The 17,311-nt window shown below is 37.8% G+C and carries 15 protein-coding genes; 5 read left to right on the top strand and 10 right to left on the bottom strand.

Annotated features, from left to right (window positions below):
• Positions 1-21: 21 nt before the first annotated feature.
• Positions 22-1,797, bottom strand: a complete 1,776-nt coding sequence (locus BLW28_RS09410) for a 1-deoxy-D-xylulose-5-phosphate synthase (protein ID WP_073218399.1) — start codon at positions 1,795-1,797, stop codon at positions 22-24.
• A gap of 254 nt (positions 1,798-2,051) precedes the next feature.
• Here BLW28_RS09410 and BLW28_RS09415 point away from each other — a divergent pair, with 254 nt between their 5' ends.
• Positions 2,052-2,501, top strand: coding sequence for a nucleoside deaminase (locus BLW28_RS09415; protein WP_073218468.1), 450 nt, complete (start codon positions 2,052-2,054; stop codon positions 2,499-2,501).
• Positions 2,502-2,506: 5 nt separating this feature from the next.
• Here BLW28_RS09415 and BLW28_RS09420 read toward each other — a convergent pair whose 3' ends face one another.
• From BLW28_RS09420 to aspS, 4 genes are all read right to left on the bottom strand, one after another.
• The gene (locus BLW28_RS09420) at positions 2,507-2,752 is read right to left on the bottom strand and encodes a hypothetical protein (protein ID WP_073218395.1); all 246 of its coding nucleotides are present in this window, start codon (positions 2,750-2,752) and stop codon (positions 2,507-2,509) included.
• 69 nt (positions 2,753-2,821) lie between these two features.
• Positions 2,822-3,682: a tetratricopeptide repeat protein gene (locus BLW28_RS09425; protein WP_073218393.1), complete on the bottom strand. Its 861-nt coding sequence runs from the start codon at positions 3,680-3,682 to the stop codon at positions 2,822-2,824.
• Positions 3,654-4,217, bottom strand: coding sequence for a hypothetical protein (locus BLW28_RS09430; RefSeq protein WP_073218389.1), 564 nt, complete (start codon positions 4,215-4,217; stop codon positions 3,654-3,656). Before BLW28_RS09430 ends, BLW28_RS09425 begins: the two co-directional genes overlap by 29 nt.
• A gap of 59 nt (positions 4,218-4,276) precedes the next feature.
• On the bottom strand, positions 4,277-6,031 hold the full coding sequence (aspS, locus tag BLW28_RS09435; protein ID WP_073218386.1) for an aspartate--tRNA ligase: 1,755 nt from the start codon (positions 6,029-6,031) through the stop codon (positions 4,277-4,279).
• A 279-nt stretch (positions 6,032-6,310) separates the two neighbouring features.
• On the opposite strand from aspS, the gene BLW28_RS09440 reads away from it, so the two are divergent.
• On the top strand, positions 6,311-7,717 hold the full coding sequence (locus BLW28_RS09440) for a T9SS type A sorting domain-containing protein (RefSeq protein WP_073218383.1): 1,407 nt from the start codon (positions 6,311-6,313) through the stop codon (positions 7,715-7,717).
• A gap of 385 nt (positions 7,718-8,102) precedes the next feature.
• Here BLW28_RS09440 and BLW28_RS09445 read toward each other — a convergent pair whose 3' ends face one another.
• Complete coding sequence (locus BLW28_RS09445) at positions 8,103-10,169, bottom strand: M16 family metallopeptidase (protein WP_073218380.1); 2,067 nt, start codon at positions 10,167-10,169, stop codon at positions 8,103-8,105.
• A gap of 21 nt (positions 10,170-10,190) precedes the next feature.
• On the bottom strand, positions 10,191-11,507 hold the full coding sequence (locus BLW28_RS09450) for a M16 family metallopeptidase (RefSeq protein ID WP_073218377.1): 1,317 nt from the start codon (positions 11,505-11,507) through the stop codon (positions 10,191-10,193).
• Between the two features lie 326 nt (positions 11,508-11,833).
• Between BLW28_RS09450 and BLW28_RS09455 the strand changes: the two genes are divergently transcribed.
• The 3 genes from BLW28_RS09455 to rpmA all read left to right on the top strand — a co-directional run bounded on the left by BLW28_RS09455 (position 11,834) and on the right by rpmA (position 13,334).
• Entirely contained in the window at positions 11,834-12,289 is a 456-nt protein-coding gene (locus BLW28_RS09455) for a DUF4199 domain-containing protein (RefSeq protein ID WP_073218374.1), read from the top strand.
• Positions 12,290-12,393: 104 nt separating this feature from the next.
• A complete protein-coding gene (gene rplU / locus BLW28_RS09460; RefSeq protein ID WP_073218371.1) occupies positions 12,394-13,035 on the top strand; it encodes a 50S ribosomal protein L21 in 642 nt (213 codons plus the stop codon).
• Between the two features lie 35 nt (positions 13,036-13,070).
• Positions 13,071-13,334: a 50S ribosomal protein L27 gene (rpmA, locus tag BLW28_RS09465; protein WP_073218368.1), complete on the top strand. Its 264-nt coding sequence runs from the start codon at positions 13,071-13,073 to the stop codon at positions 13,332-13,334.
• Between the two features lie 107 nt (positions 13,335-13,441).
• Here the strand turns inward: rpmA and BLW28_RS09470 are convergent, their stop codons facing one another.
• From BLW28_RS09470 to BLW28_RS09480, 3 genes are all read right to left on the bottom strand, one after another.
• A complete protein-coding gene (locus BLW28_RS09470; protein ID WP_073218365.1) occupies positions 13,442-14,110 on the bottom strand; it encodes a transglutaminase domain-containing protein in 669 nt (222 codons plus the stop codon).
• Between the two features lie 357 nt (positions 14,111-14,467).
• Positions 14,468-15,214, bottom strand: a complete 747-nt coding sequence (locus tag BLW28_RS09475) for a succinate dehydrogenase/fumarate reductase iron-sulfur subunit (protein ID WP_073218362.1) — start codon at positions 15,212-15,214, stop codon at positions 14,468-14,470.
• Between the two features lie 89 nt (positions 15,215-15,303).
• Complete coding sequence (locus BLW28_RS09480) at positions 15,304-17,307, bottom strand: fumarate reductase/succinate dehydrogenase flavoprotein subunit (protein WP_073218359.1); 2,004 nt, start codon at positions 17,305-17,307, stop codon at positions 15,304-15,306.
• Between the last annotated feature and the right edge of the window lie 4 nt (positions 17,308-17,311).

A 17,311-nucleotide genomic window follows, 5' to 3' on the forward strand; every position in this document is an offset into this window, starting at 1 on the left:
TTCGTAATGAGCCTCCTTTTTTTATGACTTTAATAGTCGTTGCTTTATCTTTTCAATCGAGATTCCAACCATATCCATAAGTTCGTCTACGGTGCCGTGTTCTGGAAAAACATCTTGAATTCCTAAAGTTTCTATTTTAGCGGTATAATTATGTGCTGCTGCAAAAGAAACAACCGAGGTTCCAAGTCCACCTTTTACAGTTCCGTCTTCAAGGGTTATAACGTTGTTATATTTATTGAAAACCTTATGAAGCATGGTTTCATCTAAAGGCTTTAAAAATCGCATATCAATACAACCTATGGTTTGTTGCTTTTCGGTTGAAAGAAGTGAAATAGCAGCTAAAGCATTTTTTGATATAGGTCCTAAACATATAATAACTGCTTCGGTTCCTTCTTTTAAAATTTCAGCCTTACCGATTTCAATTTTTTCAAAAGTGCGTTGCCAATCTAAAATACTGCCCCGTGCTCTTGGATATCGGATGAAAATAGGCAATTCTAACCCTTGTACCGCAGTGTACATAATATTGCGAAGTTCTACAGCATTACGCGGTGCAAAAATGATAAGATTCGGAATACAATTTAAATATGCCAAATCGAAAATTCCGTGGTGCGTAGCACCATCTTCCCCTACGATTCCCGCACGGTCTAAACAAAATATTACAGGTATTTTCTGTAAACAAACATCGTGGATTACTTGATCGTAAGCACGCTGTAAAAAGGTTGAATAAATATTGCAGAAAACAGTAAATCCCTGCGTCGCCAATCCAGCAGCGAAAGTCACGGCGTGTTGTTCTGCAATGCCAACGTCAAAAGCTCGGTCTGGAAATTCATCCATCATAAACTTTAAGGAACTTCCCGTTGGCATTGCTGGAGTTATACCAATTATCTTTTCATTAGTTGTAGCAAGCTCTACAATAGTTTTACCAAAAACATCCTGAAACTTTGGTGGAAGTGCGTTTTCATTTTTCGGATTAAGATCTCCCGTAAGTGCATTGAATTTCCCTGGCGCATGATAAACCACTTGGTTTTCTTCAGCTTGCCTTAAACCTTTTCCTTTTTTTGTAATTAGGTGAAGCAGTTTTGGTCCTGATACATTTTTTAAACGTTTTAATTCAGAAATCACCAAATTTAAGTCGTGACCATCGATTGGGCCTGTGTAATCTAAATTAAGTGCTTCAAAGATATTGTCGGAAGTGGGTTCGCCATTTGTTTTAACTTTGGTGAGGTAGTTTTTCAATGCACCAACACTAGGGTCGATTCCAATAGCGTTGTCGTTGAGAACAATCAGTAGATTAGTGTCTGTTACTCCAGCGTGATTTAAGGCTTCAAAAGCCATCCCACTCGCAATGGAGGCGTCTCCCACGATGGCGATGTGTTGTTTTTCGGTTTCGCCTTTTAATTTTGAAGCAATTGCCATTCCCAAAGCTGCGGAAATAGCAGTACTGCTATGACCAACCCCAAAAGTATCGAATTCGCTTTCATCGCGCTTTGGAAAGCCGCTAATTCCTCCTAACTGTCTATTAGTGTGAAATATTTCTTGGCGACCGGTTAGTATTTTATGACCGTAGGCTTGATGCCCTACGTCCCAAACTAGTAAATCTTTGGGCGTATCAAAAACGTAATGAAGGGCGATGGTAAGTTCTACCACGCCAAGGCTCGCGCCTAAATGACCTTCCTTGGTAGCCACAATGTTTATAATGAATTCACGAAGTTCCTGCGCTAATATAGGCAGTTTGTCTTCAGGAATTTCTCGAAGATCTTCTGGAGATCGAATCGTATTTAATAAATTTTCTAGCACGTTGTAAAGATACAGCTATTGGTAATTTGTTAATTGACGGATTCGTTAATTTGTACTTTGTAATTCCAAGTGAAATATAAAGTGATATGACGGTTGAAGATGCATTCAATTAAATACATCGGACTTTTCAACTTTTATGATTCGCTTAGACGTAAAAAACACAGAGAGAACGTTGAGAATTATATCTTTGTGTGAAAATGAATTCAGGAACTAAAACCTGATATCTGTAACTTCAAATCCTAAAGATCTTGAGCATCATAACCCCTTTTGACGATACTTATTTTATGAAACGCGCCTTTCAAGAAGCCGAAGTGGCTTATGACAAAGGTGAAGTTCCTATTGGTGCGGTGGTTGTAGTCAATAATCAAATTATTGCTCGCGCTCATAATCTTACAGAAACATTAAATGATGTGACTGCGCACGCAGAAATGCAGGCTATTACTTCGGCAGCAAACTATTTAGGAGGAAAGTATTTAATAGATTGTACGCTTTATGTTACTATTGAACCGTGCCAAATGTGTGCAGGAGCATTGTTTTGGAGCCAAATTTCGAGAATTGTGTATGGGGCAAGAGACGAACGGCGGGGGTGTATTGCAATGGATACCAAATTACATCCTAAAACGATGATGACAGGAGGCATAATGGCCGAGGAAGCTTCACAACTACTCAAGCGGTTTTTTATTGAAAAACGAAACTTGAACTAGCAAGTCTACAGCTTTTTCTTTTTTTGATACTCGTGCATTTTCATTATGTTTTCCTTGTTTAGCATATAGTCTTTAACATCTTTGTCTTTCCAGCGGTGGTAGATAAATGAAGGCATCAAAACTAAAAATCCGACCATTAAGGAAAGGCCGATTATTAATTTTCCCGTGGCTTCGTCATCTACTTTTATATAAAATCCGACTCCCAAGGCTATTGCTACTGCAAAGAAGAGAATTATTAAGAAATATTTCATTTTACTTAAATTATTGACTTGTTATTTCTGGTTATGATGATTTTATAGTTTCACTACCAAAAACAACTATTATAACTTTATGTTTATTTGTGACTGTGCATTTATAGCCGCTTCTAAATTATTGAGGTCCTGAATGTAAATTTGTTTTAAACTTTCGGTATAGTCGTGCTTGTTAAAATAACCAAGGTTATAGTTTTCAATTGCTAAATCCAATTCTTTTTTGGCTTCTTCGTATTTATTATCTTCAAACAGGATTAAAGCTTTGTAATAACTCCCGTCCGCTGTTTTATTTTTGTTGTAAAGAATCATTTTATTAAAGTTCTTTAGCGCGGCTTCTGGGTTTTTGTTTTCGTAATGCGCGATTCCACGGTATAAAAAAGCTGTTGGCTCTGCCCAGTCTTCGCCATTTTCTTCGGTTATTTCATTTATATAACGATCAAAATATCTAATTGAATTTTCGTAATCTTTCAATCCTAGATAAGCTATTCCGCGCCAATAATCTACACTGTGGCCTTGTGGGGCATCTGTAAAGTTTGGCGTTAACGTATCCGAAGCGTCAAAATCTGCGATGGCTTTTTCATAATCCCTATAAAATTGAAGATAAAGATAACCACGCCAAGGCACCCATTCTTTCGGGTCACATTCCACGGCTTGGTCAAACAAAGGTTTCCATTCTTTCATTAACCCGCGCTTTAGGTACGCAATAGTTCTGGCGCGAATCGCTTTACAGTTGGATGGATCAAGGGTTAAAACACTATCCAATATACTCAATTGCTGTGCGGTGCCTTGTCCGAAGCGACCCGAAGTTGTATATATTTCTTTTGACAGCGCTATTTTATCTTCTACAGAAAGTGTCTCCGTTTTATTGCCACAACTCAATAGTAAGGCTAAAAAAAATGTGCTAAGGCAATATTTCAAGTACTTCACCATTTTCAATTTTAAAGATTAAATACATATAGCTGTCATACGTCTTTCCGCCAATTTCTTTTGGAGTCCAGTTTTCTTTGGCGATGCTCAAATTAACTAATTGATCTACTAATTCGTTGTTTAAATCGGTCTGTTGATAATCGGAATTCAATTCATTTATTTCAACATTGCCCACGTCGCCATTACAATTTACGAGAAATCGAAGATTTAAAAACCCTGAATCTGTATACCCGTTGTTCTCATATTTTTTTGAAATAGTTTTTCTAAATTGATATTTGCCATCTTTAAAAATATTTCGTTCCGAATGGTAATAGCCTTGTGGCTTCAAAGTAGTGTCGCAACGTGCAAAGCCTTCTGAGAACGCTGCGGTTTTTGGGTTTATATAACCTACATCATGCGGATACTTTGCTGTGTTAATCGGGTATTTTCCGATGCGCTCATAATGAATATAATTTATATAACCGATAAGTCCTCCAAGCACCATTAAAAGCACCCAAAATGTGATAATCGTCACTTTTAAGAAATTATTCCAGTTCATTTTATAGGGTGTAAAAAGACCCCCAAAGGTTTTGAAAACCTTTGGGGTCTGGGCGTTAATTATGATTTAGTCACAACGTTCAAATGAAGCTCTTCCAATTGTTTTGCATCAATGGGAGCAGGGGCATCGATCATTACATCACGACCAGAATTGTTTTTCGGGAAGGCAATGAAATCACGGATGGTTTCTTGTCCGCCCAAAATAGCGACTAATCTGTCTAATCCAAAGGCAAGCCCGCCGTGCGGAGGTGCGCCGTATTGGAAAGCATCCATCAAAAAGCCGAATTGTTCTTTTGCTTCTTCAGGTGTAAACCCTAAATAATCAAACATTTTAGCTTGAGTTTCTCTATCGTGAATCCTGATTGAGCCTCCGCCGATTTCGTTTCCGTTTAAAACTAAATCGTAGGCATTGGCTTTTACATCGCCAGGATTTGTAGCTAAAAGTTCGAGCTGCCCTGGTTTAGGAGCGGTAAAAGGATGGTGCATTGCGTAGTAGCGTTCGGTTTCTTCATCCCATTCTAACAGCGGGAAGTCTATAACCCACAACGGAGCGAATACTTTTGGGTCTCTTAAATTAAGTTCTTCTGCCAAGTGCATTCTTAATGCACTTAACTGCGTTCTTACTTTGTTTTTATCTCCAGATAGTACGCAAACTAAATCACCAGGTTTTGCACCCGTTGCTTCGGCCCATTTTGCCAAATCGTCTTGATCGAAAAACTTATCTACAGAAGATTTATACGTTCCATCGTCGTTGCAACGTGAGTAAACCATTCCCAAAGCACCAACTTGTGGGCGTTTTACCCAGTCAATTATTTTGTCTATTTCTTTTCTTGTGAACCCATTTCCGCCAGGAACCGCAATTCCCACAACCAATTCGGCTTGGTTGAAGACACCGAAATCTTTGTGCTGTGCAACTTCGTTCAATTCGCCAAACTCCATTCCAAAACGAATGTCTGGTTTGTCGTTTCCGTATTTTGCCATGGCTTCGTCGTAGGTCATTCTTGGGAAATCAGAAACCTCAACACCGTTAATTTCTTTTAGTAAATGTCTTGTTAGTCCTTCAAACGCATTCAGGATTTCTTCCTGATCTACAAATGCCATTTCACAATCTATTTGCGTGAATTCTGGCTGACGGTCTGCGCGGAGGTCTTCATCCCTAAAACATTTTACTATTTGGAAGTATTTATCCATTCCGCCCACCATCAATAATTGTTTGAAGGTTTGTGGCGACTGCGGAAGGGCGTAAAACTGACCTTCGTTCATTCGTGAAGGGACTACGAAATCGCGCGCGCCTTCAGGTGTAGATTTTATTAAATATGGAGTTTCAACTTCAACGAATCCTTTTTCCGAAAGATAATTTCGTACAGCAATGGCTACTTTATGACGGAAGATGAGGTTTTCACGAACGGGGTTTCGGCGAATGTCGAGGTAGCGATATTTCATTCTAAGGTCTTCGCCGCCGTCGGTTTCGTCTTCAATGGTGAATGGAGGTGTTTTTGATTCATTCAGAATTGTTAGTTCAGAAACCAATATTTCAACATCGCCAGTTGGCATGTTTGGGTTTTTGGACTGTCGCTCAATAACAGTTCCTTTAACCTTAATGACAAATTCGCGCCCTAATTGTGAAGCTTTCTCCATCAATTCTTTTGAACTGCGTTCCTCGTCAAAAATAAGTTGGGTAATGCCGTAGCGATCGCGAAGATCGACCCACATCATAAATCCTTTATCGCGTGTTTTTTGAACCCATCCTGAAAGGGTTACTTCTTTGTTGATATCTGCGGCGCGGAGTTGGCCGTTGTTGTGTGTTCTGTACATTTTGTTCTGAAAAAATTTGAGAGGGCAAATTTAGTGAGTATTAACGGAATGGGGTAGGTTTTGATGAGATTATTGATACAAGTATCACTTCCAACGTAGATCCGCATCAAATATTGGAATTTAGTCGTTTTTAACTCTCTTTTTTTAATTTTCGAATTTTTCGATAGTAAGTTTCCGAAAATAGATTGTTTGCTATTATATGTAGTTAATAACTGGTTTAACTCCAATCTTTCCTATGTTTTTTTTGTATGTTCGTGCCCTTAACCTAAAAATAATTCTATGTTTAAAAAATTATCCCTTTTAATAATTTTATTTGTGGCGTTTGCCACAAATGCTCAGGACTTGCCTGTAACGCAATGGACCGATAACGCCGATACTTCTTGGTATGATGATTCTCTAGATACGTTTGACGTATCGGATGCAGCAAGCTTTGCCGGAGTGAGTGTTTTGGTAGAAGCCGGTAACAATTTTGAAGGAAAAATAATCAACCTTACTTCAGATATTGATTTAGGAGCGCACCTTTGGTTGCCTGTAGGAACTTCAATTGACCTAGCGTTTAAAGGAAGCGTTGAGGGAAATGATTATACAATTTCAAATATATTTGTAAATCGTCCTGATAACGATTTTAGTGGTTTGTTTGGAGCCGTAATTTCTTGCGAAGTAAAAAACCTTAAAGTCGATGGAGCTGTGGTATATGGACTAAGCACTGTTGCTGTTTTAACTGCAAATTTATCTACCAATAGTTTGGTCGAAAACTGTCATGTAACCAATTCAGAAGTGTATTCTGCTGGTGGTTTTGACGGTGCGTCTGTTGGTGGAATCGCTGGTGGATTGTTAATAGATTCTCAGATTAAGAAATCTTCTTTTTCAGGTGAAGTTTACGGTGGAAACCAAACAGGTGGTCTCGTTGGAACTGCTTGGGATACCACATTAATTGAAGAGAGCTTTTCAGAAGGTTTGGTTTCTGGAGATGATGTTGTTGGTGGATTAGTAGGCTTTTGTACTTTTAATTTTCCTCCAGACCCTAACTCTACAAATGTGGTTAAAAACTCATATTCAAGAGCTAATGTTATTGCAACAGGCACAAGAGTTGGTGGTTTTTACGGTTCGCCAGAAATTAATGGAGCGATTGAAAATAGCTATTCTACAGGAACGGTTACAGCCCCAAATGCGGGTGGAACTGTAGGTGGTTTTATAGGCGACATTATTCAGGAAACTACGGTGGCAAATTCTTATTTTGATACTGAAAGTAGTGGAATGGCAGAAGGTATTGGAGCATTTCCAGCAGATCCAACAATTAGTGTAGTGGGAAGAACTACTAACGAAATGAAGTCTCAAGAATTGGTAGACCTTTTAAATGGGGATCAAGGTGATATTTGGAGCATTAATCCAGATGTAAATGATGGATACCCTGTTCTTACAAATCTTGTACTATCTACTGAAAGTTTTGTTTCAGTTGAAAATGAAGTAGTTATTTACCCAAGTATTTCTGCAACTTCAATCAATTTAAGAACGAGTGTACCGTCTAAATTTGTTTTGACAGATATAAACGGTAGAGTTTTAGACAACGGAATGATTCAGGAAACGGAAGTGAATTATACTATTGCGCATTTAAATTCTGGTGTTTATATTGTGATTTTTGAAAGCAATTCTCAAAGAACAGTAAAGCGCTTTATTAAAAAATAGTCTTGCGACGAACCCTTAATTAGCTAACAGAGCTGAGTAAGGTTTAAATTAAAAAAGCTGGGTAATGGTTATCATTATTCGGCTTTTTTTATTTGTGTTGTTTCCTTATTTATGGGTTAGCTGCAACATATAGTTAGCACATCAAGTATTCACTATTTGGGATCTTTTGTTTTCTGTTCTGAGTGAAACTAAGCTGTTATCTAAACTTGTTTTGGGTATGTTGTTCTGCCTTCTCTAAAGCTTTTAAAACGTCCTACGCTTTATAAATTTTCTATGTTTTCGAAGTCCATATATTACAAGAGGCTTCATCATTAATAATCAAAAAAAGAGGCTGCAAAATGCAACCTCTTTATAAATACAAAGACTTTTAAAGGTCAGTTATAGATTATTCAAAATCTGAATCTGACACTCCTTCATTGATGCTTACTTTGCTGATCTCAAAAGCGATTTCTTGTGGACCTGCAGTTTGCTTAATCGTAAATGGAAACTTAATTCCGTCTACTTCTGTGTAGTTCTCGTATGAAATAGTAGTAGAAATAGTCTGTCCCATTGCTTCTTGCGTGGTAACTTCTTTAACTTTCAATCCACTAGCTTTGTCATAATAAGCTTCTTTTCCTCCTTCGAAGGAAACAACGTAAGCGTCTTTTCCATCAACAGGTTCTAAACGCTCTAACTTTGCCCCTTTTGCTGAAAGTTCTGGGAAAGGAACTGCTGCGGTTTTTGCGGCAGCGTTTTGCTCGTCAGTGTTATCAATACGTTGGCCTTGAGCCATCATATATCCTTTTTCGCCATCAAAAATCATTTTTTGCAATGTCATTCCGCCCATAGAAACAACCAAAGAAGATTGATTTTTAGTGGTGTTTTTCATTTCAAGACCAAGTTGCATGCCTTGCATTTCAGCTTGTGCAACCCAGCTTACAGAATTAACAGCTTTTAGAGCTTTTTCGCCTCCAATGGCATTGATGTATTGGTTCAAAACAGTTTCTGCGGTTACACCTGCCTCAATGGCTTTGTTGTAATTTGGTTCAGATACGGGATTTGCATATTCATCAAAATAAAATATCGGAATTTGTCTTCCGCTAGGACCTTTAAGGGTTTTAAGACCTTCTAAAACTTCAGATCCTTTTCCAACAATTACTATACGAAGATTGTCCGGCTTATAATATTTCTTAGCTACACGTTGTACATCGGCTACGGTTACTGCGTTAATTTTTCTTAGGTAGTTGATGTAAAAATCATTTCCGAGATTTTGTGTTTTTATTCTTAAAGCAGAATTTGCGATAGTTGCAGGACGTTCTAAAGCTAGGACGAAATCTCCAGTGAATTTAGCTTTAGCATTAGCTAATTGCTGAGTAGTAACTTGGTTGTCACGAATAAAACGTATCTCTTTCAATATTTCGACAACAGCACTATCAGTTACCGCATTTCTCACGCTTGTTGAAGCTGTAAAGCGAGTAATGTTTTTATCTGCTCCTGTATTTGAACGCGCACCATAAGTCCAACCGTGTGCTTCACGTAAATTCATGTTTAATAAACTATTGAAGCCACCACCTAAAATTCTGTTAGCTACTAGTACTGGAAAATAATCAGGATCGCTCATTTTTAGTTTTACTAAGTTCTGAACTGTAATCTCTGATTGTACAGCGTTTGGCATATCCACAAAATTAACTTGTGTGTACTGAACGTCTTGTGGGTCGGCATAAGTAGCTGATGGTACAGGTGCTGCACTCCAGTCTTTTAAGTACTTTTTTACTAAGCGCTTAACTTCTTTGCTTGACACGTCACCAACTACTGCTAAATACGCATGGTTTGGTCTAAAAAAGTTGTCGTAAAAAAACTTTACATCGTTTAAAGTAAGGTTTTTAACTTTTTCTTCGGTTGTAAACTCACCATTTGGGTGTTCTGTACCGTAGATTAATGCAGGGCTTATTCTGCTGGCAACTTGAGAAACACTCTTTTCTTGACTTTTAATGCCTTCTAGCAACTTATCTTTTTCTTTTTGAAATTCTTCTTCTGTAAATAATGGATTTTTGATAGCATCTGCCATTAATTCCATAATTCTTGGGAAGTATTCAGAAAGAGAACTTGCATAGCCGCTTTCAGAGCCAAATGAGATATAAGCGCCTAGGTAATCGACTTCTTCATTAAAATCATCTTTTGAAATGCTGGTAGTTCCGTTGCCCATCATTGCAGCAACTAAAGACTCAACACCAGCTTTTTGACGAGATGCGTGAATTGGATTATCTATAAGAAGCTGTACACGAACGGCAGGTAGCTTATTGTTTTCAACAACTAAAACTGTTAAACCGTTATCTAGCTTAAAAGTTATAGGTTCAGATAAATTGACTGTAGGAGCAGGACCTGGAATAGGTTGTTTGCTTCGGTCTATTTGCGCTGTTGCAAGACTTGTAGTTAAAAGTCCTACTAGAAATAGGTAAATATATTTTTTCATTTTGATAAAATTCTTTTATGATTATTGATCGGTTTTTGGCAAATACTCTAAACGAAGGCGTTGGTTCGGGTTTAAGTATTTTTTGGCAACCTCTCTGATTTCTTCACGGGTAATATTCTTGTAGATTTCCAACTCTTTATTTATAAGACTAGTATCTCCGTAAAAAGTATAATAGTTAGCTAAGGAATTTGCAATACCTTCAACTGTTGCATTTGATGTTACAAAGTTGTTTTTGTAGATATTCTGTAATTTTTCATACTCGCGTTCAGAAATTAGTTCGGTTTGTAACTTTACGATTTCTTCATCCATTTCTCTTGTAATTGTTTCTAATGGAGTATTGTTTAGCGGTAATGCTAAGGTTATGTAGCTTCCATAATCTTCTTGGCTGAAGTTTAGAGCAGCAACTTCCATCGCTATTTTATCTTGGTCTACTAGTTTTTTGTATAAACGTGAACTTTTTCCATCGCTAAGAATGGTTGAAATCATGTCTAATACATATGCATCACGCTCTTTCATTGATGGCGTACGATATGCGTGTACAACCATTGGCAGTTGAATATTTGGATCGTAGAACTTAGCATTTATTTGTTGTGTAATAGGATCTTCTTTTATGTTAGGCTGAACAACTGCAGGTCCGCTAGGAATAGGTCCGAAGTAATCCTTAATCATCTTTTTCACCTGTTTTTTGTCTATATCACCGGCAACTACCAAAACCGCATTATTTGGAATATAAAACTTTTTATTAAAGGCTTGGAACTCTTCTAAAGTAGCCGCATCTAGGTCTTCCATTTCACCGATGGTAGTCCATCTGTAAGGGTGATTTTTGAAAAGATTTTCTTTTACAGCTTTTAGAACATTACCATACGGTTGATTGTCTACGCGAAGGCGTTTTTCTTCTTTTACAACTTCGTTTTGAGTGTCTACCCCAATTTGGTTAATAACTGGGTGCAACATACGTTCGCTTTCCATCCATAATCCAACTTCTACACTATTGGAAGGAAAAATTTCATAATAATAGGTGCGGTCATCGGTAGTGTTTGCGTTATTCGTTCCACCATTTGAGGAAACAATCTCGAACCACTTACCACGATCAATATTTTCAGTTCCTTCGAATAAAAGGTGTTCAAAAAAGTGAGCAAATCCTGAACGTCCTGGAGTTTCATTTTTGGCTCCTACGTGATACATTACGGATGTAATTACCACAGGAGATGTTTTGTCTTCATGAAGAATAACGTGTAGACCATTGTCAAGGTCGTACTCTTCAAATTCTACATGCTGTGACTGAACGCCTGCCAAAACGGCAAGGGCAAATAGAGCGGTAAGAAATGTTTTTTTCATTGTTTAAGTTTACGGGTTATGAACTTCATAAGTTTTAGCGGGTAAAAATACAAAGAAATATGGGGTTTATAACATAGATATTCAATTTAGGCTGTAAGCTTTAAGATATTTTTGTTCTTTAGAACGTTGAAGTCGTAGAAGAATGTAAAACCGTGAAATTTCACTATTTTTTCAAGATTTATCTCCATTAATATTATTTTATTGACATTTGTACTGTATCAGAGTTAATTTCTTATCGAATAAGTCATAATTTAGTCATAAAATTTACCCTTAATTTGCGTTCTACACTGATATTGTCGTAACTTTTGAAACTAAAACCTCAAACTATGTTGAAAATTTATTCCACTTATGGTATCGGTATTGCTATTGTGCTTATTGCCTATTTCCTGATTTTAAAATTAATCGGTCTGCATCACTATCCAGTATTAAGTGTTGTTAATGCGTTATTTTTTGGTGCGGGAATTTATTTCGCGCTAAAAAGCTATCAAAGTAAGGTTTCAGAAGTTAAATATGAAAAAGGTTTCGAGGCTGGACTATTTACTGGTGGAATTGCGTCGATAATTTTTACCGTTTTTATGGCGCTTTATATGTATCAAATTGACGGTGTATTTGCAACGTCTATTATGGAAAGCTGGAATATGGAAACCCAAATGGGTACGGCAATGATTGTTGTTTCCGTTTTTATAATGGGCCTTGTTACAACACTCATTTTAACATTTTCGCTAATGCAACTTTTCAAAAAGTCTTGGAACGCCAAGAATAGAAACAGGAACACTCTGTAAATTAAACAAAAACATTTGTTGTTTAGCTTAAAAAAACTATATTTGCACCCGCTTTTACTTGACGGTAAGAGTATAATGTTTAACTAATTTATAAACGATTCGCTATGTACGCAATTGTAGAGATAGCAGGGCAGCAAATAAAAGTTGCGAAAGACCAAAAGGTTTTTGTTAATCGTTTACCAGTAGAAGAGGGTAAATCAGTGTCTTTTGACAATGTACTTCTTATTGGTGACGGAGACAATATTACCATTGGCGCCCCGGCTATAAACGGCGCTCAAATAGGAGCAAAAGTCGTAAAGCACCTTAAAGGTGACAAAGTTATAGTTTTCAAAAAGAAACGCCGTAAAGGATACCGTGTTAAAAACGGACACCGTCAGGCCCTTTCTGAAATCGTAATTGAAAGCATTGTAGCCTCTGGTGCTACACCTGCTAAAAAAGAAGAGGCTAAAAAGGCACCTGCAAAAAAAGCAGCTCCTAAAAAAGCCGCTAAAGCAGACGATCTTAAAAAGATTGAAGGTGTTGGACCAAAAGCTGCTGAAGCTATGGTGGCTGCTGGATTGGATACTTTTGCTAAAGTTGCAAAAGCAAAACCAGAAGCTATTTCAACAATTCTTTCTGATGCAAGTTCAAATTTGGCTCATTTGGTTACCGATACTTGGCCAAAACAAGCACAATTAGCTGCTGATGGTAAGTGGGACGAGCTAAAGGAATTGCAAGACAGATTAGACGGTGGGATTGAAAAATAATCTTACTGAAGTATAATATTTAAAACCGAAACAAAATGGCTCACAAAAAAGGAGTTGGTAGTTCTAAGAACGGTAGAGAATCAGAATCGAAACGTCTAGGCGTTAAAATTTTTGGTGGACAAGCTGCTGTTGCTGGAAATATCATTGTAAGACAAAGAGGAAATACGCATCACCCAGGTGAAAACGTATACGGTGGAAAAGATCACACATTACACGCTCAAGTGGACGGTGTAGTGAAATTCACTAAAAAGAGGGATAACAAGAGCTACGTTTCAATCGTTCCAAACGCTAAGGCTTAGTAGTACATCTTGTGTAAAATTTGAAAACCTTCACAGCAATGTGGAGGTTTTTTGTTTTTAGGATTGTTATAGCACCGCAACTAAGTAACCATTAATCCGTTTACAATCTAGCGCTTCTTAAAGTCTGTGAATGAAATGCGACTATTTAAAAGTGTCCATCGGGGATTTTCGGGATAATGAGAATAAATAAAATTTTCAGGGCGTGTTAGAATCCAAAAATCGTCTGGAGCTTTACCATTTCCATGACTTATGGCACAAGTTATATCTAGCAATTGCCATTTTCCGTTTAGTTTTACAGCATTCCATGTGTGGTTGGGTTGTTTGTAATTCTTAGGCTGTCCCTCAATCGCTTTTGTAAATCCGTTAATCACCGCTACTGGAATATTTATGCTCTCACACAAATCCCGAAATAAAAAAGCATATCCTCCGCACAGTGCCATTCTCCGATCTAAAACATTTTCAACCACGTTTTCTTCAGAAATATAAATTTTTTTCTGAAGTTTCTTGCTAAAGCGCAATTCCGTGTCGTAACGAATGTTAGCGGCAATCCATCTATAAATGGCATATACCTTTTCAGAGTCTGAATGAGAGTTGACTGTAATTGACTTCGCCAAATTCGCAATAGGATTTGCTTTACTCTTTTTCTTTTTTACAGTCTTAGCTTTCGGGGGAGTATATGTTCCGATTATATTACGAGATTGCCCCCTCATTTCAGCGTAGAAGAATACCGAAATAAGAAGGACAATTAAATATTTTTTTTCTTTGAGAATCACCATTGATTATACTATAATTGATTGTCCGCAACACATCATAATGCTGTGAATTGTGACATTATAACAACTTTTATATGTAGTCTCAAATAGTAAATACTTTTTTTATTCGGCGTTAATCACCGTAATCTGTGGGATATCTTTCGCATTCTCAGATTTTTGGTTCCCGCTGATCTCGCAGATACTCGCAGACTTTTTTACTTGTATGGCAAAAAGCGGATATACAATACTATAACGTATTTTTAATGAAATCAATTTCATCAATACCTGTTATTTCATATTATAATTGCAATTTTCCTGCCAACAAAAAACCCCTGCATCAAATGCAAGGGTTTCAAAATTTTAGACTAACAGTCTGAAATATTAACCTTTCAAACTCGCGCTTAAGTATTCGCGGTTCATTCTGGCAATATTCTCTAATGAAATACCTTTTGGACATTCAATTTCGCAAGCTCCAGTGTTTGTACAGTTTCCAAAACCTTCTTTGTCCATTTGCGCAACCATATTCAAGACACGTTCAGTAGCTTCAACTTTACCTTGTGGTAATAAGGCAAACTGACTTACTTTAGCGGCAGTAAATAACATTGCACTGGCGTTTTTACAAGCTGCTACACAAGCACCGCAACCAATACAAGTTGCTGCGTTAAATGAGTCGTCTGCGTCTTGTTTATTAACTGGAATAGCATTTGCATCAATAGTATTTCCTGAAGTGTTCACAGAAACATAACCGCCTGCCTGCTGAATTCTTTCAAACGAGGATCTATCTACCATTAAATCCTTAATTACAGGAAATGCATTTGCGCGAAATGGTTCAATTGTAATTGTGTCACCATCTTTGAACATTCGCATGTGTAGTTGGCAAGTGGTAACCAATCTATCTGGTCCGTGAGGTTCACCGTTGATTTGAAGTGAACAGGAACCACAAATTCCTTCGCGGCAATCGTGATCAAAAACGACAGGTTCGTCTCCTTTATTGATTAATTCTTCGTTAAGAACGTCGAGCATCTCCAAGAAAGACATGTCACCTTCTATACCATCAATAGGATATGTTTTTAACTCTCCTTTTGCTTTGTTATTTTTCTGTCTCCAGATTTTGAGTGTAAGTTTCATCTTTATAATATATTTGATAAAGCGGAAGATGGAATGCCCCAAATATTCATCTTCGTTTTATTAGAAAATTGTTGTGGGCATTTCATAGTCTATTTATATGATCTCGATTTAACTTCAATATTCTCATACTTCAACTCTTCTTTGTGAAGTATTTCTGTTGCTGGATCTCCAGTGTATTCCCAAGCGGCGACGTACATAAAGTTTTCGTCGTCGCGTAAGGCTTCACCTTCTTCTGTTTGATACTCTTCACGGAAGTGGCCGCCACAGCTTTCGTTTCTGTGTAGTGCATCTTTTGCAAACAGTTCGCCCAATTCAAGGAAATCTGCAACACGCATTGCCTTTTCAAGCTCAGGGTTCATTTCATTCATGTCGCCAGGAACTTTTACGTCTCGCCAAAATTCTTCACGTAAAGCTCTAATTTCTGTCATTGCAGACGCTAAATCTTTTGCATTACGAGCCATTCCGCATTTGTCCCACATAATATGGCCCAATTTTTTATGGAAATGATCTACAGAATGGGTTCCTTTGTTGTTCAATAACTTCTCTAACTGCTCGCGAACCTTGTTTTCGGCTTCTACAAACTCTTTAGAGTCTGTTGGTATTTTTCCAGTCTTAATGTCTTTAGATAAGTAGTCACCAATGGTGTATGGTAACACAAAATATCCATCTGCCAATCCTTGCATTAAAGCCGAAGCACCTAGTCGGTTTGCACCGTGATCGCTAAAGTTGGCTTCACCTGTAACATAACAACCCGGGATTGTTGACTGTAAGTTGTAATCTACCCAAATACCACCCATTGTATAGTGTACAGCTGGGTAAATCATCATGGGGCTTTCGTATGGATTTTCATCTACGATTTTCTCGTACATCTGGAAAAGGTTTCCGTATTTGTTCTCGATAACCTCTTTTCCAAGTTTTGTGATTTCTTCTTTAGATGGATTGTAATTTCCGTGCATTGCCGCTTGCTCTTTTCCATAACGTTCAATGGCGCTGGCAAAGTCTAGGAATACAGCTTGACCTGTTTTATTTACACCAAACCCAGCGTCGCAGCGTTCTTTAGCGGCTCTGGAAGCAACGTCACGAGGTACTAAGTTACCAAATGAAGGGTATCTTCTTTCTAGGTAATAATCGCGTTCTTCTTCAGAAAGATCTTTTGCTTTTTTCTTTCCTTCACGAATAGCTATTGCGTCTTCTTTTTTCTTCGGAACCCAAATTCTTCCATCATTTCGTAACGATTCAGACATTAAAGTTAGCTTACTTTGGTGTTCTCCCGAGACTGGAATACAAGTAGGGTGAATTTGTGTATAACAAGGGTTTGCGAAGTAAGCACCTCTTTTATGGACTTTCCAGGCAGCAGTTGCGTTGCTTCCCATTGCATTTGTAGAAAGGAAAAACACATTGCCATATCCACCCGATGCAATAACCACAGCGTGTGCGGAATGCCTTTCAATTTCACCTGAAACTAAATCGCGAGCAATGATACCTCTTGCTTTTCCATCAACGATTACTAAATCTAGCATTTCGTGACGGTTGTAAGGAATAATTTTTCCTCTATTTATCTGGCGGTTCATTGCTGAATATGCGCCAAGTAATAGTTGTTGTCCTGTTTGGCCTTTCGCATAAAAAGTACGTGAAACTAATACACCACCGAAAGAACGGTTGTCTAACATACCTCCGTACTCACGAGCAAAAGGAACACCTTGTGCTACGCATTGGTCTATAATGTTTGCCGATACTTCGGCAAGGCGATACACGTTTGCTTCACGAGAGCGATAATCGCCACCTTTTACAGTATCGTAAAATAAACGGTAATTTGAGTCACCATCGCCTTGATAGTTTTTTGCTGCGTTAATACCTCCTTGCGCTGCGATTGAGTGTGCGCGACGAGGAGAATCTTGGTAGCAAAATGTTTTTACGTTATAGCCTAATTCCGCAAGAGTTGCCGCGGCACTACCACCTGCAAGACCTGTTCCAACTACAATTACGTCGATGTTACGTTTGTTGGCTGGGTTAACAAGGTTTACATCGTTTTTATGTTTTGTCCACTTATCTGCTAAGGGTCCTTTTGGGATTTTTGAATCTAATATTGACATAGCG

Source organism: Aequorivita viscosa (assembly GCF_900106795.1).
GTDB lineage: Bacteria > Bacteroidota > Bacteroidia > Flavobacteriales > Flavobacteriaceae > Aequorivita > Aequorivita viscosa.